Here is an 18,055-nt window from a genome sequence, read left to right on the forward strand (position 1 = left end):
CCGCGGTGGGGTCACGGCATAGACTCGGCGCATGGCATCGCTGGTTTACATCTGCGTGCGCCCGGAGCGCGGTGCGGCCGACCGCGAGTTCGCATCCTTCCAGCGGGCCCTCGATGTGGCCGACCTGGACCGCATCGACCTCCTCGACACGCCCCTCACCGAGGAGCTCCTCGACCGATATCGGGGCTTCGTGATCGGTGGATCCCCGCTCAACCTCACCGATTCCGAGGTCTCGCCGCTCCAGCAACGCATCGAGCGCGACCTGGAGCGCATCGCCGCACAGGCGCTGGACGGCGGCGCACCGGCGTTCTTCACCTGCTACGGCATCGGCGTCGTGACCCGCATGCTCGGCGGTACCGTGCACCGCCGCAACCCCGAATCCGCACGCGTCGCCGTCGCGAGGCTCACCGGTGTCGATGACGACCTGTTCCGTACCGAGCTGCCTGAGTTCTCCGTGCTCACGGCGCACAAGGAGGGATCCAGCGAGACCCCGCCGGGCGCCGAACTGCTCGCCACGAACGACGACTGCCCCGTACAGGCCTATCGGGTGGGCATCCGGCTGTACGCCACGCAGTTCCACCCCGAGGCCACCCCGCGCGACTTCGCCGACCGGATGGCGTACTACCGTACTCTCGGCTACTTCGATCCGGTGGAGTTCGAAGAGGTCGCCGGTCACGTCCTGGCGGCGTCCGTTCCCGAACCGGCCGGATTCCTCCGCCGGTTCGCGAAGCGCCTCGCCGCCTGACCGCCTACACGCCGAACATCAGGTCGATTCGCTCGTCGAGATATGTCGAGAGCGGCATCCACCCGCCCGCGGCGTTCCAGCGCACGAGCACGGTCCCCTCGTGCATCCGCAGCGGACCGGACGCCGCCCCGGACGCCACGGCGTCGAGGTCGACGCGCGTCCAGCCGATGTTGACCGTCTCGCCCGGCGCGAATCCCCCGCGTACGGCCTCGGCCCGCCGCTCGGCACGAGCCCGGGCCGACTCTGCCGTATAGCCGCGCCGGCCGAGCTCGGCGGCACGCAGCACCTCCGCACTGGCGAGCACGTCACGATCAGCGAGGAGCAGCACCCCGACACGCCAGGCGCGACCGGCGCGCACCAGTCGTCGGCCGCGCCAGCGCGACTCCCGTTCGACCGCCAGTGCCTCACGGGGATGCGCAGCGAGGCGCGCGCGGGCGCGGGCGAACATCTCGTCGAGGTCGATGCGCGCGTTCACCCCCTGATTCTATGAAACTGCCGAGAGCAGGCGTGCCCCCGAAGTGGGGCAGAATCGGAGCCATGTCAGAACAGCGCCTCGACGACACCGCCCGCCTCCTGATCACCTGCGACGACCAGCCCGGAATCGTCGCAGCGGTGAGCGGAGCGCTCGCGGAGCACGGGGCCAACATCATCTCCCTCGACCAGCATTCGACCGACGCCGAGGGCGGCCGGTTCTTCCAGCGCACCGTGCTGCATCTGGACGGCTTCGCCGCCAAGCGCCCGGCCCTCGAGTCATCGATCGCCGCCATAGCGGAGCGCTTCGGGATGGAGTGGTCGTTGCACGACACCGCCCGCCGCAAGCGCGTGGCGATCTTCGTGTCGAAGTACGATCACTGCCTCATGGAGCTGCTGTGGCGCACCCAGCGCGGCCAGCTCGACATCGACATCACGATGGTGGTGTCCAACCACCCCGACCTCGCCGAGTCGGTGCGCTCCTTCGGTGTCCCCTTCATCCATGTCCCCTCGGGCGACAAGGCGGCAATGGAGGCGCGGCAGCTCGGCCTGCTGCAGGGGAACGTCGACCTCGTCGTGCTGGCGCGCTACATGCAGATCCTCACCGACGACTTCATCGAGAAGGTCGGCGCCCCCGTCATCAACATCCACCACTCGTTCCTGCCGGCGTTCATCGGGGCCAACCCCTACGCCCGCGCCAAGGAGCGCGGGGTGAAGCTGATCGGCGCGACGGCGCACTATGCCACCGCAGACCTCGACGAGGGTCCGATCATCGAGCAGGACGTGACGCGGGTGACCCACGCCGAGACCGCCGCCGAGCTGCAGAGCCGCGGCGCCGAGGTCGAGCGCGTCGTCCTGGCGCGCGCGGTGCAGTGGCACGCCGAGGATCGCGTGATCGTGCACGGTCGGTCGACCGTGGTGCTCTGACACCTCTCTTCCCCCACTCAGGCAGATATCGCCGGCGCGGGCTCGGATAGGCCTGCTGCCGGGGCCGGCGTCGATTCTGCCTGAGTACGGGCTGGCGGCTGGGCCCGGAAGGCCGGGCGGGCGCGCGGGATACGATCGAAGGACCCTGCCGCTCCGTCGCCGAGCGGGAAGTCTCAGCAGGAAGGCCGCCATGTCCGCCGCCCCGGCAACACCCGCCCACGCCCACGCCGAAGACCTCGCCGACTTCGTCGCCGCGTCTCCGTCGAGCTATCACGCCGCCGAAGAGGTCGCGCGCCGTCTGGAGCGTATCGGCTTCACGCGGCTGAACGAGGCGGATGCGTGGCCGACCCTCCCGGGCGGACGTTTCGTCGTGGTGCGCGATGGTGCGGCAATCGCGTGGGCCGTGCCGACGGATGCCGGGCCGACCACCCCGGTCCGCATCCTCGGGGCCCACACCGACTCTCCCGGCTTCAAGCTGAAGCCGAAGCCCACGACGGGCACGCACGGCTGGCTGCAGGCCGGCGTCGAGGTATACGGCGGACCGCTGCTGAACTCCTGGCTGGACCGCGAGCTGCGCCTTGCCGGCCGCCTGGTCCTCGACGACGGCTCCGTCGTGCTCGCGGCCACCGGCCCCCTGCTGCGTCTGCCGCAGCTGGCGATCCATCTGGACCGTAGCGCCAACGACGGCTTCACTCTCGATCGGCAGCAGCACACCCAGCCGGTCTGGGGGCTCGGCGATCCGGCCTCGGCCGACCTGCTCGGCGAGCTGGCGGCCTCCGCAGGCGTGGACCCCGCCCGTATCCGCGGTTTCGATGCCGTGGTGGCCGACAGCGCACGGGGCGCGGTCTTCGGCAAGGATGACGCGTTCTTCGCCAGCGGTCGCCTCGACGACCTCGCCTCCGTCCATGCCGCCACCGCCGCCCTCGAAACGGTGGCGGCGGACGGCTTCGACGCACCGGCGATCGCGGTGCTCGCCGCCTTCGACCACGAGGAGATCGGGTCGGCGTCGCGTTCTGGCGCAGCCGGTCCGTTCCTCGAGGACGTGCTTGCTCGCATCGCCTCCGGGCTGGACGCGGACGCCGACGACCGTCGGCGCGCGCATCACGCTTCGTGGCTGCTGTCGAGCGATGTCGGCCACTCGGTGCACCCGAACTACGCCGGAAAGCACGACCCGGTGGTCGCACCGCTTCTCGGTTCCGGACCGATCCTGAAGATCAACGCCAATCAGCGCTACGCCACAGATGCGGTGGGCGCTGCGGCATGGAACGGGTGGTGCGATGCCGCGGGCGTTCGCTCCCAGGAGTTCGTGTCGAACAACGCCGTGCCGTGCGGATCGACCATCGGCCCGATCAGCGCAACGCGCCTGGGCATCCGCACGATCGACATCGGCATTCCGATCCTCTCGATGCATTCGGCTCGCGAGCTGGCGGGGGTCTCCGACCTGTACGACCTCTCGCGCGTGATCGGGACCTTCTTCACGACATGACCCCCGCCCACCCGGCGTACGGCCCCGCTTGACATCCAGGATACCCCCGGGGGTATCCTGGTCCGGCGGGAGGAATACTCCCCCCGGTATTGAGAGGACGGCATCGTCATGTGTCAGCCGGTGAAATGCCGCACGTGCGGAAAGACCACCTGGACCGGATGCGGCCAGCACGTCGCGACGGTGCGCGCGTCGGTCCCTGCTGGGCTCTGGTGCCCGGGGAAGCACACCCCCGGGGAGACCGCAGCAGCGCGCGCCGAACGCGGCGGACTCTTCTCCCGCCTGTTCTCGCGCTGATCACGGCCGTCGGAACGGCGCAGAAGCACCGCACGACGCGGGGCGCGCCGTGCGGTGCGAGGTCAGGCCTCCTCGGTCCGCTTGCGCCGCGCCCAGCGTGCAGGACGCCCGCGACCGTCCCACACCTGGATGATCGCCCAGGCGACCGCGGTGATCGGAACGGCAAGCACCGCACCGAGGATGCCGCCGAGCGCGGTCCCGACGGTCAGCGCGATCAGCACGACGAGAGCATGCAGGTTCATCGATCGCGACATCAGCACGGGCTGCAGGAAGTTGCCCTCCAGCTGGTTGACGGCCACCACCACGCCGACGACGAGGAGGGCCACGACCCAGCCGTTGGCGACCAGCGCGACGAGCGCCGCCAGGATGCCCGCCACCGTCGCTCCGACGATCGGGATGAACGCGAGCAGGAACACCAGCACCGCCAGCGGCACCGCGAGCGGCACCTGCAGAATGAGCAGACCGATGAGGATGCCGATGGCATCGACGAGCGCGACGGTCGCCGTGCCCCGCACATAGGACCCGAGCGTGGTGACCGTCGCCTCGCCGATGCGGCGGGCACGCTGATAGGCCTCGCCCTCGAAGGGGCGCAGCAGGAACGCCCAGATCTGGGGTCCGTCCTTGAGGAAGAAGAACAGCACGACGACCATCAGCACGAGGCCGGTGACGAAGCTCACCACCGCGCTGACGCCGGCGAGGGCACCCGAGCCGAACTGCGCGCTGGTGATGAAGTCCTGGAGCGCGCCCAGCCACTCGTCGATCTGCGCGGAATCGATCGAGAACGGCAACGTCTGCACCCAGGCCATCAGCTGGCTGGCGCCCTCCTGCGCCTGGCTGCTGAGGTCGTCCCACTGGTCGCGCACGGCCCACACGATGAGCCAGGCCACCAGGGCGAGCAGCAGGATGATCGCCAGGAACGACGCCAGCGTGACCAGCAGGGGCGGGACACCGCGTTCACGCAGCCACTTGGTGACCGGCCAGAACGCCGAGGCGAAGATCAGCGCCAGCAACACCGGGATGGTGACCACCGACACCTGCTGGATCCCGAAGAAGACCGCGGCGGTGAGCACCACGATGACGATGATCTGCAGTGCGCGGATGCTGGTGCGCCCGAGGCCATCGGCCCACAGGCTCCACGGCGCCCGCCGCGCCCGCAACTCGATGCCGACGCCTTCGACCCGCACCTGACGCGGGGAGCTCCCGAACAATCCCATCCCTCGACGCTAGTCGAGGGATGGGACATTGGGGAGCCCGGTGGCGGAGAGTCCGCGCGCGCTGCTCCGCCCCGCCCGCCTCAGGTCAGCGTGGTCTGATCGGTGAAGGCGCGCTTGGGCACGAAGCACAGCGCGACGGCGCTGACCAGCGCCGTCGCGCCGCAGATGGTCCACACCGCGAAGTAGCCCGTGAGCGAGCCGGCCGTGCTGCCGGCGTCTGCGATGCCGTGCATGAGCACGATCCCGAACACCGCAGACGCGATCGCGCCGCCCACCGTCTTGGTGGAGTTGGTGAGGCCGGTGGCCATGCCGGTCTGATGATCGGGCGCCGCTGCCGCTGCCGCTGCCGGCAGCGCGGCGACCAGGGCACCGGATCCGAGGCCGGCGATGAACATGTTCGTCAGCACCTGCGCGTAGAAATCGTGCATCGGCAGGAACAGCAGGTAGCCGACACCCACCAGGCAGCTCGCTCCGATGAGCGTGATGCGCGGGGTGAAGCGGCGCGCGAAGCGCGGGAACAGCAGCGCCCCGATGATCATCGCGATCAGATAGACGCCGATCAGAAGCGATGTGACGAAACCGTTCGTACCGAGGCCGTAGCCGTGCACGGCGGGATCGGTGCGCGCGAAGGTCGACAGCGGCGCCTGAGCGCCCAGCACGCTCACGCCGAAGAGGGCGGCGGTGAGGAACACCGGGGCCAGCGCCGGGGAGCGGAACATGCGCACATCGATCAGGGGATCCGGATGCTGCAGCTCGTACCGCGCGAACGGCACCAGCAGCGCGATGCCCAGCAGCACGGTGCCCCAGGCGTGCGGAGACTCCGCGCCGTGCAGACGCAGCAGGCTGAGGCCGCCGGTGAACGCGATCAGGGCGATCGACAGCAGCGAGAGACCGACCAGGTCGAGACGCCCTCCACTGTGGTCGAAGCGGTCGCGGACGCCGAACGCGATGACGAAGAAGCACGCCACCACCAGCAGCGCCGGCACCAGGAGCACCAGCCACAGCGGCAGCGCATCGATCAGGATGCCGCCCACCAGCGCCCCGCCGATGGCCCCCGCTTCGAGAGCGGCGACCATGATCCCGGCCGCCTTGGCGGTGAGCATCGAGGCGTTCTCATGCCGGCGGCTGCGCGACCACACGATCGCGACGTTGAGGGGCAGCCACACGACATAGAAGCCCTGCAGCGTCCACGCCACGAGGAATACCCAGAACGACTGCGCGAACGGCAGCGCGAGTGAGGCTGCGGCGGTGAGCGCCGTGCTCCACAGCAGCATCCGGCGGTGGCCGAACATGTCGCCGAGCTTGGCGAAGGCCGGCACGACCAGGGCGGAGAGCATCAGCTGAGTGCCCTCGAACCAGTTCACGTCGGCGTCGTGGATGCCCAGATGGCGTGCGATGTCGGTGAGCATCGGCGTGTAGTAGCCCTGCAGCACGCCGCTGGTGAACTCCACGAACGCCAGGAAGCCGACCACCCCGGCCAGCACCCCGAGCCTCATGCGCGAACGCGCTGGTCGTGTCTCGGTCATGCCGCAGCCGTCCCGTTCCCCGGCAGACGCCGGATGAGCGTGCGGTGGAAGACCTCGCCCCGCACGAGCTGTTCGATCGCCACGCTCTCATCCACGCCATGGATCGCGGCGCGCTGCGCGGCGTTCATCGCCAGCGGGGCGAACCGGTAGGTGGCCGGGCAGTAGCGATGGAAGTAGCGCGCGTCCGTCGCAGCCATCGTCACGTAGGGCACGGTGATCGCCTGCGGGTGCGATGCCCGCACGGCCTCGGCGATCAGGGCGAACGGGGCGCCGTCCGACGGGGACTCCGGCGATGCATCGTTTCCCTCGACCACCTCGACCGTGATGCGCGGGTCGCGGATGCGACGCCGCAGCGTGCGAACGGTGCCGTCCACGGTCTCGCCCAGCGCCAGCCGCAGATTCACCGTCGCCGCGGCCTGGGAGGGCAGGACGTTGTTGGCGGTCCCGCCGCTCAGCCGCGTGGGCGCGATCGTCGTGCGCACCATCGCCGCGGCCTCGCCGCCGAGCGCGGCGAAGACCCGGCCGTTGAGCCAGGGCCACGCGGCGAGCGCACGGTAGAGCAGCCGCCCCGGGCCGGTGCTGCGCGCGACGAACATGCCCAGCATGCGAGGGAGCGCTCGCGGGGCCCGCGCCCGGAACGTGCCGGGGGTCAGGCGCGTGACCGCACGGGAGACCCGCGACACGGCGGTCAGCGGCGGGGGCACCGACGCATGGCCGCCGTCCCCGCGCGCCGAGATGCGCACGGTCGCGATGCCCTTCTCCCCCACGCCGACCATCGCCGCCTCGCCCGTGACGAACGGCAGGGGGGCGTCGGTGACGGCACCGCCCTCGTCGATCACCATCCAGGGGGTGATCCCGCGCTCGTGGAGGGTGCGGGAGATCTCGTCCGCGGCGTCGCCGAAGGTCTCCTCATTGCCGCCGAGCGAAAGGTAGACGTCGCGTGCCGGCGTGAACCCCGCCGCGAGGAGGTTCTCGACCGCGTCGAGGAGGACGACCATCGGCCCCTTGTCGTCGAGGGCACCGCGTCCGTAGACGGATCCGCCGTCGATGCGCCCCTCGAAGGGCGGGAAGGTCCACGGGTCGCTCTCGTCGACCGGCACCACGTCGTAGTGCGCCATCAGCACGAGGGGGCCGGCCGTGGCATCCGCACCCCGCCAGCGGTACAGCAGGCCGAAGTCGGTGATCCGCTCCCGCTCCAGCCGTTCGCGGATCAGCGGGTAGAGCTCATCGATCAGATCGACGAACGCCTCGAAGGGCTCGCGCCCGCGCTCTTCGAGCTCTGCCGAGACGGTCGGCAGCTGGATCATCCGGGAGAGCCGCTCGGCGATGCCGTCTCGGGGATCGATCGCGGTGGTCTTCGACATGCCCAAAGTGTATTGCTCTGGATGCGAATGGCCAGCAGGCGGTGGACGACCGCAGCGTGGCCTGACGAATCGCCCGGATGTGCGCCAGACTCAGTCCATACCCTGCGCCATGCCCAGGAGCGTGCGGTGCGGCCGCGACCCCGCCGTACCCTCCTGGGCCGGACCAGCCCCCACCGAGACAGGAGATCCCCGATGAACGAAGCAGTCATCGTCGACGTCGTCCGCACGGCGTCCGGCAAGGGCAAACCCGGCGGCGCCCTCTCCGGCGAGCACCCCGTCGACCTTCTCGCGACGGTCCTCGAAGCGCTCGTCGAGCGCACCGGCATCGATCCGGCGCTCATCGACGACGTCATCGGGGGGTGCGTGCAGCAGGCCGCGGAGCAGGCCACCAACATCACCCGCAGCGCCCTGCTGGCCGCCGGCTTCCCCCAGCACGTTCCCGGCACCACGATCGACCGCCAGTGCGGCTCCAGCCAGCAGGCGGCGACCTTCGCGGCGCAGGCGATCGTCTCCGGCTTCCAGGACGTCGTGATCGCGTGCGGCGTCGAATCGATGAGCCGCGTGCCGATGGGGACCGCCCCGATGGGCCAGGACTTCTCCGGGCCGCGGCTGCACGCCCGCTACCCGGACGGGCTGGTCCATCAGGGCATCTCCGCGGAGCTCATCGCGGCGCAGTGGGGGTTCTCCCGCGCCGAGCTCGACGACTTCTCCGCGCGCTCTCACACCCTCGCCGCCGCGGCGGAACGGGACGGCGCCTTCTCGGACGAGATCGTTCCCGTCTCGGTGACCGGCGCGGACGGCAGCGCCCGCACGCACACGGTGGACGAGACCGTGCGTGCCGCCACGACCGCCGCGGGACTCGGCGGTCTGTCCGCCTCGTTCGAGAACCCCGCAGACACCGCGCGCTTCCCCCAGATCGACTGGAAGATCACGCCAGGAAACTCATCGCCCCTCACCGACGGCGCCTCGGCTGCGCTCATCATGTCGGCGGAGAAGGCGCGGGCCCTCGGGCTCACGCCACGGGCGCGTTTCGTGTCCTTCTCCGTCATCGGCGACGACCCGATCATGATGCTCACGGCGCCGATCCCCGCCACGCAGAAGGTGCTCGCGCGCGCGGGCATGCGCATCGACGACATCGACGCCTTCGAGGTCAACGAGGCCTTCGCGCCCGTGCCGCTCGCGTGGCTCGCCGAGACCGGGGCCGACCCCGCGAAGCTCAACCAGCGCGGCGGCGCGATCGCGCTCGGGCATGCGCTGGGCTCATCCGGCACCCGGCTGCTCGCCACCCTGGTGAACCAGCTCGAGGCCACCGGCGGCCGCTACGGCCTGCAGACCATGTGCGAGGGCGCGGGAATGGCCAACGCCACCATCATCGAGAGGATCTGAGCCATGTCAGACACCGTTCTTTCCGAGCGCCACGGCCACGTCGCGGTCATCACCCTGAACCGGCCAGCGGCGATGAACGCCGTCGATCAGGAGCTGGCCGTCGCCCTCGGCGACGCTCTGGAGCAGGCCGAGCACGACGCCGACGTTCGGGTCGTGGTCCTCACCGGGGCGGGGGAGCGCGCCTTCTGCGCCGGCATGGATCTGAAGGCGTTCGCCCGCGGGGAGTCGGCCGCACCCGCGGCGCATCCGGAGTGGGGATTCGCCGGCTATGTCCGCCACCGGATCGCTCAGCCCACCATCGCGGCCGTCAACGGCTTCGCCCTGGGCGGCGGGGCAGAGCTCGTGCTGGCGAGCGATCTGGCCGTCGCCGGGCGCTCCGTGAAACTGGGCTTCCCCGAAGTGACCAGGGGCCTGGCGGCAGCCGCGGGCGGCGTCATCCGCCTGCCGCGGCAGATCCCGCAGAAGTTCGCGCTGGAGGCGCTTCTGTCCGGCGACCCGATGTCCGCGGATCGCGCCTTCGAGCTGGGTCTGGTCAACCGCGTCGTGGACGACGACGCCGTGCTGAGCACCGCGATCGAGCTCGCGGATCGCATCGCCCGCAACGCGCCGCTGGCCGTTCAGGCCTCCAAGCGATTCGTCTACCGCTCCGCCGATTTCGGCGCAGACGGCAACGACGACCTCTGGCGGGCGCACGACGCCGAGGTGATGCCCGTCTTCTCCACCCAGGACGCCCGCGAGGGCGCCGTCGCGTTCGCCGAGAAGCGCGCGCCCGTCTGGCGGGGCCGGTGACGGAGACACCCGTCACCGGCTGACGGGCAGCGGGCCGTCAGCGCGGCCGCCCTGGTGCATCGTGAGGCACCAGGACAGCCGCGCTGATGGCCTGCCGCGTGGCGTCAGCCGCCGTTTCCGGTCTCGCCCGCTGCGCCGACGGCGATCCGGCGCGGAATCGGCTGGCTGGGGTGCGGGGTGTCCCCGAGCCTGGCCTGCTCTGTCCACATCGCGGCCTCCAGCTCCTCGCGCAGGTCCCGGTAGTCCGGATCGGAGGCCAGATTCCGCATCTCCTGCGGATCGGCCAGGAGATCGTAGAGCTCCCACTCCGGCGGGTACACGAAGGGGCCCGTTCCGGGGAGCCCCAGACCGTCGTTGTAGTAGTAGATGAGCTTGTAACGATCGGTGCGGTAGCCGTAGTGCGCCGGCGCATGGTGGAAGGCGTCGTCGTGCTCCCAGTAGCGGTAGTACAGGCCGTCCGCGGGGGGCTGTGCGGCTTCACCTGTCAGGTCTCCCCAGAAGCTGCGCCCGTGCATCCGCTCGTGCACCGCGACGCCGGCCGCCTCGAGGATCGACGGGGCGAAGTCGACGTTCGACACCAGACCCTCGTGCACGCGCCCACCGGGGATCGCCCGCGGATAGCTCAGCAGCATCGGCATCCGCAGCGACTCCTCATACATGAAGCGCTTGTCGAACCAGCCGTGCTCGCCCAGGAAGAAGCCCTGGTCGGACGCATACATCAGCAGCGTGTCCTCGAAGTCGCCGCGTTCGCGCAGCCAGTCGATGACCCGCCCGACGTTCTCGTCGACGCTGTGCACGCAGGCCAGGTAATCGGCCATCAGGCGCTGATACTTCCAGCGCGCGGCGGCGTCGTAGTCCAGCCCCTCCGGGACGGGCTCCTTGAGGTCCTCGGTGTTGAGGCTGTCAGCCACGCGCATCAGTGCACGGCGCACGGAGCTGGAGCGCGTCTCGTAGGCGTCGTCGAAGGTCTCCGGAAGCGGCACGGCATCACGGTAGAGCGCCGCATGCTCCGGCTTCGGCTCCCACGGGCGGTGGGGGGCCTTGTGATAGATCAGCACGCACCACGGCTCGTCGCCGTCCAGCGTGTCGACCCAGTCGAGCGCGAGGTCGGTGATGACATCGGTCGCGTAGCCCGGCACCGTCCGCTCCCCCTCGGGGGAGAGGAAGAGCGGGTCCCAGTACTCGCCCTGCCCCCCGGCGCCCACCAGCACGTCCCAGTAGTCGAAGCCCTCAGGGTCGTGCCCGGCGCCGTGGCCCATGTGCCATTTGCCGACCATCGCGGTGCGGTATCCCGCGGCCCGCAGCTGCGAGACGAACGTCGGCTGGCTCGCGTCGATCGGCGTGACGAGGGTCGTCACCCCGTTCACGTGGCTATGGGTGCCGGTGAGGATCGACGCACGGCTCGGCGAGCACAGCGCGTTGCCCACCAGGCAGGTGTCAAAGCGCCACCCCGCCTGCGCGATCTCGTCGATGCGTGGCGTGGTGTTGACCTCGGAGCCATAGGCCCCGATGGTCCGCGATGCGTGGTCGTCGGTGAGGATCATGACCACGTTGGGTCGTCGGGGAGCCGTCATCGGACCTCCACCTCCACCGCGGCGGCCGCGACGATGTCTGCAGCGCTGGTTCCCACCCCGAAGCGGTAACTCCCCTCGGGGATCTGCCACACCCCGTCGCGGTAGGCCGCCAGATCGGCCCAGGCCACGGACAGGTCCACGCTGCGGCTCTCCCCGCCGGCGAGGTCCACGGACGCGAACGCCTTGAGGTGCGCGACCGCGCCACCCGGTGCGGTCACGTAGAGCTGGGGCACGACGGTTCCGGGGCGTTGCCCGGTGTTGTGCACGGTGACGGTCACGGGTATCCGTTCCCGCCGTGCGGCGCTGGATGCCGCCTCCGCCGAGACGGTGACCCGGTCGGGAGCCACGAGCCCCGACACCTCGGTCGTGGCGTAGGACAGTCCGTACCCGAACGGGTACGCCGGGGCCGGCGCGCCGTCCTGTCCGACGTAGCGGTATCCGGTCTCCGGCTCGTCGAGCCGCACCGTCCCGTCCACACCGGGGAACCGCTCTGGCGCGAAGGTCGGCAGATCCTCATCACGGTCGGGGAAGGTCACCGGGAGGCGCCCTGCGGCGTCGCGGGCGCCGGTGAGCACGTCCACGATCGCCGCGTTCCCGCGGCTCCCGCCGTACCACCCCTGCACGAGCGCTGCAACGCTCCCCCGCCACGGCGTCAGCACGGCGCTGGCGGTCTCGAGGACAACGAGGGTGCGCGGGTTGGCCGCCGAGACGGCGCGGATGAGGTCGTCCTGGCGCCCCGGAAGCGCGAGCGTCATCCGGTCGAACCCCTCGCTCGCGATGTCGCGCACCACGACGATCGCGATGTCGGCGGCTGCTGCGCGGTCCGCGGCCTCCTGGATCGCGGCGGGAAGCACCGGCGCCGGCTCGTGCAGACCGACCTTGACCGCCGCGGATGACCCGTCGACGAACGCCCGATGGGTCTCGTCTGGTGCGCGATAGCTCACCTCGATCTCATGCTCCCCGGCCGAGAGGGTGACCGTGGCCTCGGTGCGCGCCGAGCGACGTCCGCCCCCGTCGTGCTCGAGCACCACGACGCCGTCGACCCGCAGCACGACAGTGCCGCCGGTGACCGCGTCGAAGGCGTGCACACCGGCGGTGCTGCTCCACCGCCCAGACCAGGTGGCCGCGACAGCACCGGTGGGCAGCGCGGCCCTGGCCACCTGCCCGCCGAACGCCCAGTCCGCCGCCTGCAGAGCGATCCCCCGTGCCGCGGTGGTCTCCGTGCGCTGTCCGTCGCCGTCGAGGAATGCGAGCTCGAACGCCCCAGCGCCGCCGTCCCGGTCCTGGTCGATCGCGAACTCGGCGAAGCCGTGCAGCCCGTCCGTGGCCGCCACCGGATCGATCCCGGGGATGTACTCGATCTGCGCATTCGGCAGACCGGCCTGGAGCGCGGCAAGGAAGGTGTCGCGGTCGGCGATCGGCCGGGTCGGCCCGCCCGCGATCGCGTCGTCGACAGCGGCGGGTCCGATGACAGCGACGCGCGGCGCTGCTGCGGGATCCAGGGGCAGGAGCCCATCGCGGTTCTCGAGCAGCACGACACCGCGGGCCGCAGCCTCGCGCACCGCTGCGGTCTCCTCCTGGGTCGCTCCGGCCCAGACGACGGGCACCGGGGCATCGTCGAACAGGCCCGTCTCGACCATCGTGGTGAGCACCCTGCGCACCGCCACGTCGAGGTACGCCTCGTCGAAGCTCCCGTCTGCGATCGCGTCGATGAGCACCTGTCCGAAGAACTCCTCGTCACGGAACTCCTGGTCAAGTCCGTATCTCAGAGAATCCAGCGAGTGCACCGCCATCGCATCATTGCGCGCAATGCCATCGAAGCCCCACTCGCGACGCAGCAGATCGAAGCAGCCGGGCTGGTCGTTCACGTGCGCGCCGTTGATCTTCGCGTAGGCGGTCATCACCATCGCCACGCGCATGTTGGCGAGCACCGAGCGGAACGGTGCCAGGTAGTGACCGACCAGACGGTCGTGGTCGATGCGGCAGTCGGTCGTGAGCCGGTCCGTCTCGACGACGTTCAGCCCGAAGTGCTTGATGTCCGGCACCACGCCCTCCTGCGGGAACGCCCTGGCGTAGGCCTCGCCGAGGAGCGAGACGAGCTGGGCGTCCTCGCCGAAGTTCTCATGTGCTCGTCCGTGCCGCGGGTCGCGCGTGACGTCGAGAGTGGGCGCATGCCACACCCCGTAGCCCAGCCGGCGTGCCTGGGCGGCCAGGACCGCCGCCGCGCGGCGAGCGGTCGCAGGATCGAATGATGCACCCAGCGCATGCTCCGAGGGGATCTGGGTGACGTCCGGCGGGCCGACGAGGATCGCGGCAGGGCTGTCGCCCTGGGTGACGTCCGGCACGCCGAGCCGGTCGTTGCCCTTCACCCAGGCCTGCCAGACCTGTCGCTCCGGGGAGACCTTGAGGCCGCGCCCATAGAGCAGCGCGGACTTCTCTGCCACGGTGAGCTCGGCCAGGAGCAGCTGCGCCCGTTCGCCGGCCGATCGGCCCCGATCGGCCCACGGCGCCCCCTCCGGGACCGGTGGCGGCGTCGCCGACCGGACCTCGCTGTGGGAGAAGAAGGAGAAGATTTCGTCATCCATGATGGCCTTCCATGTTCTCGGGCAGCCGCGTCCCCGCGCTCAGGAGAGCGGGGACCGGCGGATGCGCCGTCTCGTCGATGTGGTTCGTGGTGTCCGTTCGCAGGAGGCGGGACTGCCTCATCCCGCCGCCCCCGGCGCGTTCGCGCTGAGCTCGAGGAACCGCCGTCGCTCCTCACGCCGAGCGGCCTGAAGATCCGGGTCAGCGATGGGCGAGGCGAGCAGGAGCTGGCGGGTATAGGGGTGGTCCGGCTCTCTGGTCACGCGGTCTCCATCGCCGAACTCGACGATCTCGCCGCGGAACATCACGGCCACGCGGTGGCTGATCGCTCGCACGACATCGAGGTCATGCGAGACGAAGAGGTAGGAGACGCCGGTGCGGTCCTGGATGGAGCGGAACAGGTCGAGCACCCGCGCCTGCGTGGAGAGATCGAGCGCCGACACCGGTTCGTCGCACACGATCAGGCGCGGATCGAGCGCGAGCGCCCGCGCGATCGCGATCCGCTGCCGCTGCCCGCCGCTGAACTCCCGCGGACGCCGCTCCCCCGCGTCGGAGGGCAGCCCGACCATGTCGAACAGCTCCCTGATCCGGCGGCGTGCGTCGTCGCGCGCGACGCGACGGACGGTCAGCGGTTCCGTGAGGATCTGCTCGACGGTCAGCGCGGGGTTCAACGACGTGTAGGGATCCTGGAACACCACCTGGATGTCCGTCGCCAGTGCCCGCCGCTCAGCGCGGGAGACATGGGCGATGTCGCGGCCGTCGAACATGATCTCGCCCTGCGTGACGGGGGCGAGCCCCAGGACCGCACGCCCGAGGGTCGTCTTGCCCGACCCGGACTCCCCCACCAGGCCGACGCATTCACCGGCGGCGATATCGAGCGACACGCCCTGCAGGGCACGGAACGGACGCCCGCGCAGGCCGCGCCCCGGGTACTCGACGGTGACATCCCGGATGTCCAACTGCGGTTCAGACATCGATCGGCTCCTTCTCCTCGCGTGCCGCCAACGCGGCGCGCGGCGGGACATTGTGCAGGATCGACGCGAGCAGACCCTTCGTGTAGTCGTGCTGCGGGGCACGGAAGATGTCCCGCACATCGGCGCTCTCCACGATGCGGCCGTCCTTCATGACCGACACCCGGTCGCAGAGGTCGGCCACCACGCCGAAGTTGTGGGTGACCAGGAGGACGGCCATCCCCATCTCGGCCTGGAGGCTCCGGATGAGCTCGAGCACCTCGGCCTGAACCGTCACGTCGAGCGCCGTCGTGGCCTCGTCGGCGATGAGCAGATCCGGCTTGCAGGACACGGCCCCGGCGATGAGCACGCGCTGCGCCATGCCGCCGGAGATCTGATGCGGGTAGGAGTCGAAGACACGCTGTGGATCGGCGATGCCGACGCGAGCCAGCAGACCGAGCGCCTGCGAGCGGGCCTCTCGGCGCGACAGGCCCCGCTGCAACCGCAGGGGCTGGGTGAGCTGGCTGCCGATCGTGAAAGACGGGTCCAGGTTCGACATCGGCTCCTGCGGGACATAGGCGATCCGCGTGCCGAGCAGGGCGCGGCGCTTGCGCGGGTCGAGCCGGCGGATGTCCTCGCCCGCGAGCTGGATGTGCCCGTCGAGCACCGCCCCGCCCGGCGGGAGGAGACCGAGCACCGCCCACGCGGTCTGCGTCTTTCCCGATCCGGACTCACCGACCAGCCCGTGCACCTCCCCGGCTCGCACGTGGAGGTCCACGCCGTGCACCACGGCACCGTCGTCGTCGGCGCTGCGCGGATATCCGATCGTGAGCCCCGTGACGGTGAGGATGTCCTGTGCGACGCGCTCGGGGGCCGTTCCTGTGCGCCGCTCGGTCACTCGCACGCGTGATCCGCGCCGCGGTCCGTCCAGCTCGTCTCGGATGGTGTTGCCCAGCAGCGTCAGCGAGAGGAGCACCAGTGCGATCGCGAGCGCCGGCCACAGGATCAGCAGCGGCGCCCGGTACAGGTTGACGAAGCCGTCGCTGAGCATCGAGCCCCACGTGGGCACCCGGATGTCGCCGAGCCCGAGGAACTCCAGGCCGGACTGCATCGCCAGGCCGACGCCGCCGATCAGCGCCGACTGGACGATGATGGGCGCGCGGACCACCGCGAGAACGTGGCGCCGGATGATGCGCGCATCGCTCAGCCCGGACACGCGCGCCGCATCGACGTACAGCTCGGAGCGGACGCCCCGCACCGAGGCGTGGACCAGGCGGAAGAACGCCGGGGAGATGAGCACACCGAAGATGATCATCGCGATCCAGAGCGACGGGCCCACCACGGCCCGCGCCGCCAGAAGGACGATGATGCCGGGGAGAGCCATCAGCAGCGACACGATCCAGCCGGAGACCAGATCGATCCAGCCGGCGAAGTAGCCGGCGATCAGTCCCCCGCTGACACCGATGACCAGCGCCACGATCAGAGCGAGGGCTGCGCCGGCCAGGCTCGACCGCGACGCAGCGATCAGGCGCGACAGCACGTCACGGCCGGCGCTGTCGGTGCCCAGGAGATGTTCGGGCGAGGCCGGCGCCAGGAGGTTGCGGATATCGGCGTAGTTCGGGTCGTAGGGCGCGATGAACGGAGCAAGGACGGCGACGAGAACGGCGATCATCAGCACCGTGGCGGCGATGACCGCGACGGGGCTGCGCAGCACGCGCCGGACGAGATGCTCGCGACGCCCGGAACGGACGCCCGGCAGCGGGGCGGGGGCCAGAGTGCTCATGAGACACGCACCTTCGGGTTGAGCCAGCCCTGGAGGATGTCCACGGCGAGGTTGAAGACGATGACGATCGCTCCGACGACCGTGACAAGACCCATGACGAGGGGGATGTCGCCCTGGGCCGTCGATTGCACGGCGACCTGACCGAGACCGGGGATCGCGAAGACCTGCTCGACGATCACGGCGCCGCCCAGCAGGCCGACGAACTGGACGCTCAGAACCGCGAGGGCGGGGCCTGCGGCGTTCTTGAGGACGTGCTGGAGGACCACGACCTGCTCCGGGAGCCCGCGGCTGCGGAGCGTGCGGACGTAGTCGTTTCCCAGGGCGTCCAGCACCGAGCCGCGGATCTGCTGGGACACACCCGCCACACCGCCCACCGCGAGCGCCACGACCGGCAGCGTGACGGTGGACAGCCACCCCGAGACCGAGGTGCCGATCGGAACGTAGCCGGTGGGGGCGAACCACCCCAGTCCCAGCGCGAAGACGAGCACGAGGCCCACGGCGAGGAGGAATCCGGGAATCGCCTGACCCAGCAGAGCGATGAACTGGACGAGACGATCCACCCAGCCGCCCCGTGTCGCCGCGACCACGCCGAGCAGCACCGAGACGAGCGCGATGAGCAGGATCGTCCCGCACACGATCGACAGCGTGACCGAGAACCGCGAGAGGATTCCCGCGGTCACCGCCTGGCCGCTGAACCACGACGTTCCGAAGTCTCCGCGGATCGCGTGGACGAGCCAGTCGCCGTACTGCTCGATCAGCGGGCGATTCACGCCGAGCTGCTCCGCTTTGCGGAGCACGGTCTCGGCGTCGGCGGATTCACCGAGGATCTTGCGGGCGATGTCGCCGCCGCCCGCATAGAGGAGCGTGAACGCGACGACCGTGATCGCGAGCAGCAGAACCGCACCCGCGCCGAGGCGTCGAAGTATGAAGCCGATCATGGGACTCCTTCCCAGGGGATGCGGG

15 protein-coding genes are annotated in these 18,055 nt (G+C 70.5%); 6 read left to right on the top strand and 9 right to left on the bottom strand.

Going from position 1 to position 18,055, the window contains the following annotated elements; all coding sequences use genetic code 11:
* The first annotated feature begins 31 nt into the window (after nucleotides 1–31).
* Nucleotides 32–745, top strand: a complete 714-nt coding sequence (locus AC3RXY_RS01645; RefSeq protein WP_491509134.1) for a glutamine amidotransferase-related protein — start codon at nucleotides 32–34, stop codon at nucleotides 743–745.
* A 4-nt stretch (nucleotides 746–749) separates the two neighbouring features.
* Here AC3RXY_RS01645 and AC3RXY_RS01650 read toward each other — a convergent pair whose 3' ends face one another.
* Nucleotides 750–1,220, bottom strand: a complete 471-nt coding sequence (locus AC3RXY_RS01650; RefSeq protein WP_491509135.1) for a glutaminase — start codon at nucleotides 1,218–1,220, stop codon at nucleotides 750–752.
* A gap of 62 nt (nucleotides 1,221–1,282) precedes the next feature.
* Between AC3RXY_RS01650 and purU the strand changes: the two genes are divergently transcribed.
* From purU to AC3RXY_RS01665, 3 genes are all read left to right on the top strand, one after another.
* Nucleotides 1,283–2,143 carry a formyltetrahydrofolate deformylase gene (purU, locus tag AC3RXY_RS01655; RefSeq protein ID WP_491509136.1) on the top strand — a complete coding sequence of 287 codons (861 nt, stop codon included), beginning with the start codon at nucleotides 1,283–1,285 and terminating at the stop codon, nucleotides 2,141–2,143.
* 190 nt (nucleotides 2,144–2,333) lie between these two features.
* Nucleotides 2,334–3,629 (top strand): M18 family aminopeptidase, encoded by a 1,296-nt coding sequence (locus AC3RXY_RS01660; RefSeq protein WP_491509137.1) that lies wholly within the window; start codon nucleotides 2,334–2,336, stop codon nucleotides 3,627–3,629.
* 108 nt (nucleotides 3,630–3,737) lie between these two features.
* Nucleotides 3,738–3,923, top strand: a complete 186-nt coding sequence (locus tag AC3RXY_RS01665) for a DUF8730 family Cys-rich protein (protein WP_491509138.1) — start codon at nucleotides 3,738–3,740, stop codon at nucleotides 3,921–3,923.
* A 62-nt stretch (nucleotides 3,924–3,985) separates the two neighbouring features.
* Here AC3RXY_RS01665 and AC3RXY_RS01670 read toward each other — a convergent pair whose 3' ends face one another.
* The 3 genes from AC3RXY_RS01670 to AC3RXY_RS01680 all read right to left on the bottom strand — a co-directional run bounded on the left by AC3RXY_RS01670 (nucleotide 3,986) and on the right by AC3RXY_RS01680 (nucleotide 8,027).
* Entirely contained in the window at nucleotides 3,986–5,137 is a 1,152-nt protein-coding gene (locus tag AC3RXY_RS01670; RefSeq protein WP_491509139.1) for an AI-2E family transporter, read from the bottom strand.
* Between the two features lie 80 nt (nucleotides 5,138–5,217).
* Nucleotides 5,218–6,663 (bottom strand): MFS transporter, encoded by a 1,446-nt coding sequence (locus tag AC3RXY_RS01675; protein WP_491509140.1) that lies wholly within the window; start codon nucleotides 6,661–6,663, stop codon nucleotides 5,218–5,220.
* Nucleotides 6,660–8,027, bottom strand: coding sequence for a M20/M25/M40 family metallo-hydrolase (locus AC3RXY_RS01680; RefSeq protein WP_491509141.1), 1,368 nt, complete (start codon nucleotides 8,025–8,027; stop codon nucleotides 6,660–6,662). Before AC3RXY_RS01680 ends, AC3RXY_RS01675 begins: the two co-directional genes overlap by 4 nt.
* 192 nt (nucleotides 8,028–8,219) lie before the next feature.
* Here AC3RXY_RS01680 and AC3RXY_RS01685 point away from each other — a divergent pair, with 192 nt between their 5' ends.
* Both AC3RXY_RS01685 and AC3RXY_RS01690 read left to right on the top strand, forming a co-directional pair.
* A complete protein-coding gene (locus tag AC3RXY_RS01685; protein WP_491509142.1) occupies nucleotides 8,220–9,413 on the top strand; it encodes a thiolase family protein in 1,194 nt (397 codons plus the stop codon).
* A 3-nt stretch (nucleotides 9,414–9,416) separates the two neighbouring features.
* On the top strand, nucleotides 9,417–10,202 hold the full coding sequence (locus tag AC3RXY_RS01690; protein WP_491509143.1) for a crotonase/enoyl-CoA hydratase family protein: 786 nt from the start codon (nucleotides 9,417–9,419) through the stop codon (nucleotides 10,200–10,202).
* 104 nt (nucleotides 10,203–10,306) lie between these two features.
* Here AC3RXY_RS01690 and AC3RXY_RS01695 read toward each other — a convergent pair whose 3' ends face one another.
* The 5 genes from AC3RXY_RS01695 to AC3RXY_RS01715 all read right to left on the bottom strand — a co-directional run bounded on the left by AC3RXY_RS01695 (nucleotide 10,307) and on the right by AC3RXY_RS01715 (nucleotide 18,030).
* Complete coding sequence (locus AC3RXY_RS01695) at nucleotides 10,307–11,776, bottom strand: sulfatase family protein (RefSeq protein ID WP_491509144.1); 1,470 nt, start codon at nucleotides 11,774–11,776, stop codon at nucleotides 10,307–10,309.
* Nucleotides 11,773–14,361, bottom strand: coding sequence for a glycoside hydrolase family 3 protein (locus AC3RXY_RS01700; RefSeq protein ID WP_491509145.1), 2,589 nt, complete (start codon nucleotides 14,359–14,361; stop codon nucleotides 11,773–11,775). Before AC3RXY_RS01700 ends, AC3RXY_RS01695 begins: the two co-directional genes overlap by 4 nt.
* A gap of 117 nt (nucleotides 14,362–14,478) precedes the next feature.
* Entirely contained in the window at nucleotides 14,479–15,333 is an 855-nt protein-coding gene (locus AC3RXY_RS01705) for an ATP-binding cassette domain-containing protein (protein WP_491509146.1), read from the bottom strand.
* On the bottom strand, nucleotides 15,326–17,092 hold the full coding sequence (locus tag AC3RXY_RS01710; protein ID WP_491509147.1) for an ATP-binding cassette domain-containing protein: 1,767 nt from the start codon (nucleotides 17,090–17,092) through the stop codon (nucleotides 15,326–15,328). The genes AC3RXY_RS01705 and AC3RXY_RS01710 overlap by 8 nt, the downstream gene beginning before the upstream one ends.
* The gene (locus AC3RXY_RS01715) at nucleotides 17,089–18,030 is read right to left on the bottom strand and encodes an ABC transporter permease (RefSeq protein ID WP_491509148.1); all 942 of its coding nucleotides are present in this window, start codon (nucleotides 18,028–18,030) and stop codon (nucleotides 17,089–17,091) included. The genes AC3RXY_RS01710 and AC3RXY_RS01715 overlap by 4 nt, the downstream gene beginning before the upstream one ends.
* Nucleotides 18,031–18,055: the final 25 nt, after the last annotated feature.

The organism is Microbacterium longlingense, assembly GCF_058349825.2.

What these genes read in the sequence shown, in the direction of transcription:
- AC3RXY_RS01715 (WP_491509148.1), bottom strand. Translation starts at nt 18,030, where the DNA reads ATGATCGGCTTCATACTTCGACGCCTCGGCGCGGGTGCGGTTCTGCTG.
- AC3RXY_RS01680 (WP_491509141.1), bottom strand. Translation starts at nt 8,027, where the DNA reads ATGTCGAAGACCACCGCGATCGATCCCCGAGACGGCATCGCCGAGCGG.
- purU (WP_491509136.1), top strand. Translation starts at nt 1,283, where the DNA reads ATGTCAGAACAGCGCCTCGACGACACCGCCCGCCTCCTGATCACCTGC.
- AC3RXY_RS01690 (WP_491509143.1), top strand. Translation starts at nt 9,417, where the DNA reads ATGTCAGACACCGTTCTTTCCGAGCGCCACGGCCACGTCGCGGTCATC.
- AC3RXY_RS01700 (WP_491509145.1), bottom strand. Translation starts at nt 14,361, where the DNA reads ATGGATGACGAAATCTTCTCCTTCTTCTCCCACAGCGAGGTCCGGTCG.
- AC3RXY_RS01645 (WP_491509134.1), top strand. Translation starts at nt 32, where the DNA reads ATGGCATCGCTGGTTTACATCTGCGTGCGCCCGGAGCGCGGTGCGGCC.
- AC3RXY_RS01665 (WP_491509138.1), top strand. Translation starts at nt 3,738, where the DNA reads ATGTGTCAGCCGGTGAAATGCCGCACGTGCGGAAAGACCACCTGGACC.
- AC3RXY_RS01695 (WP_491509144.1), bottom strand. Translation starts at nt 11,776, where the DNA reads ATGACGGCTCCCCGACGACCCAACGTGGTCATGATCCTCACCGACGAC.
- AC3RXY_RS01670 (WP_491509139.1), bottom strand. Translation starts at nt 5,137, where the DNA reads ATGGGATTGTTCGGGAGCTCCCCGCGTCAGGTGCGGGTCGAAGGCGTC.
- AC3RXY_RS01685 (WP_491509142.1), top strand. Translation starts at nt 8,220, where the DNA reads ATGAACGAAGCAGTCATCGTCGACGTCGTCCGCACGGCGTCCGGCAAG.
- AC3RXY_RS01710 (WP_491509147.1), bottom strand. Translation starts at nt 17,092, where the DNA reads ATGAGCACTCTGGCCCCCGCCCCGCTGCCGGGCGTCCGTTCCGGGCGT.
- AC3RXY_RS01705 (WP_491509146.1), bottom strand. Translation starts at nt 15,333, where the DNA reads ATGTCTGAACCGCAGTTGGACATCCGGGATGTCACCGTCGAGTACCCG.
- AC3RXY_RS01675 (WP_491509140.1), bottom strand. Translation starts at nt 6,663, where the DNA reads ATGACCGAGACACGACCAGCGCGTTCGCGCATGAGGCTCGGGGTGCTG.
- AC3RXY_RS01660 (WP_491509137.1), top strand. Translation starts at nt 2,334, where the DNA reads ATGTCCGCCGCCCCGGCAACACCCGCCCACGCCCACGCCGAAGACCTC.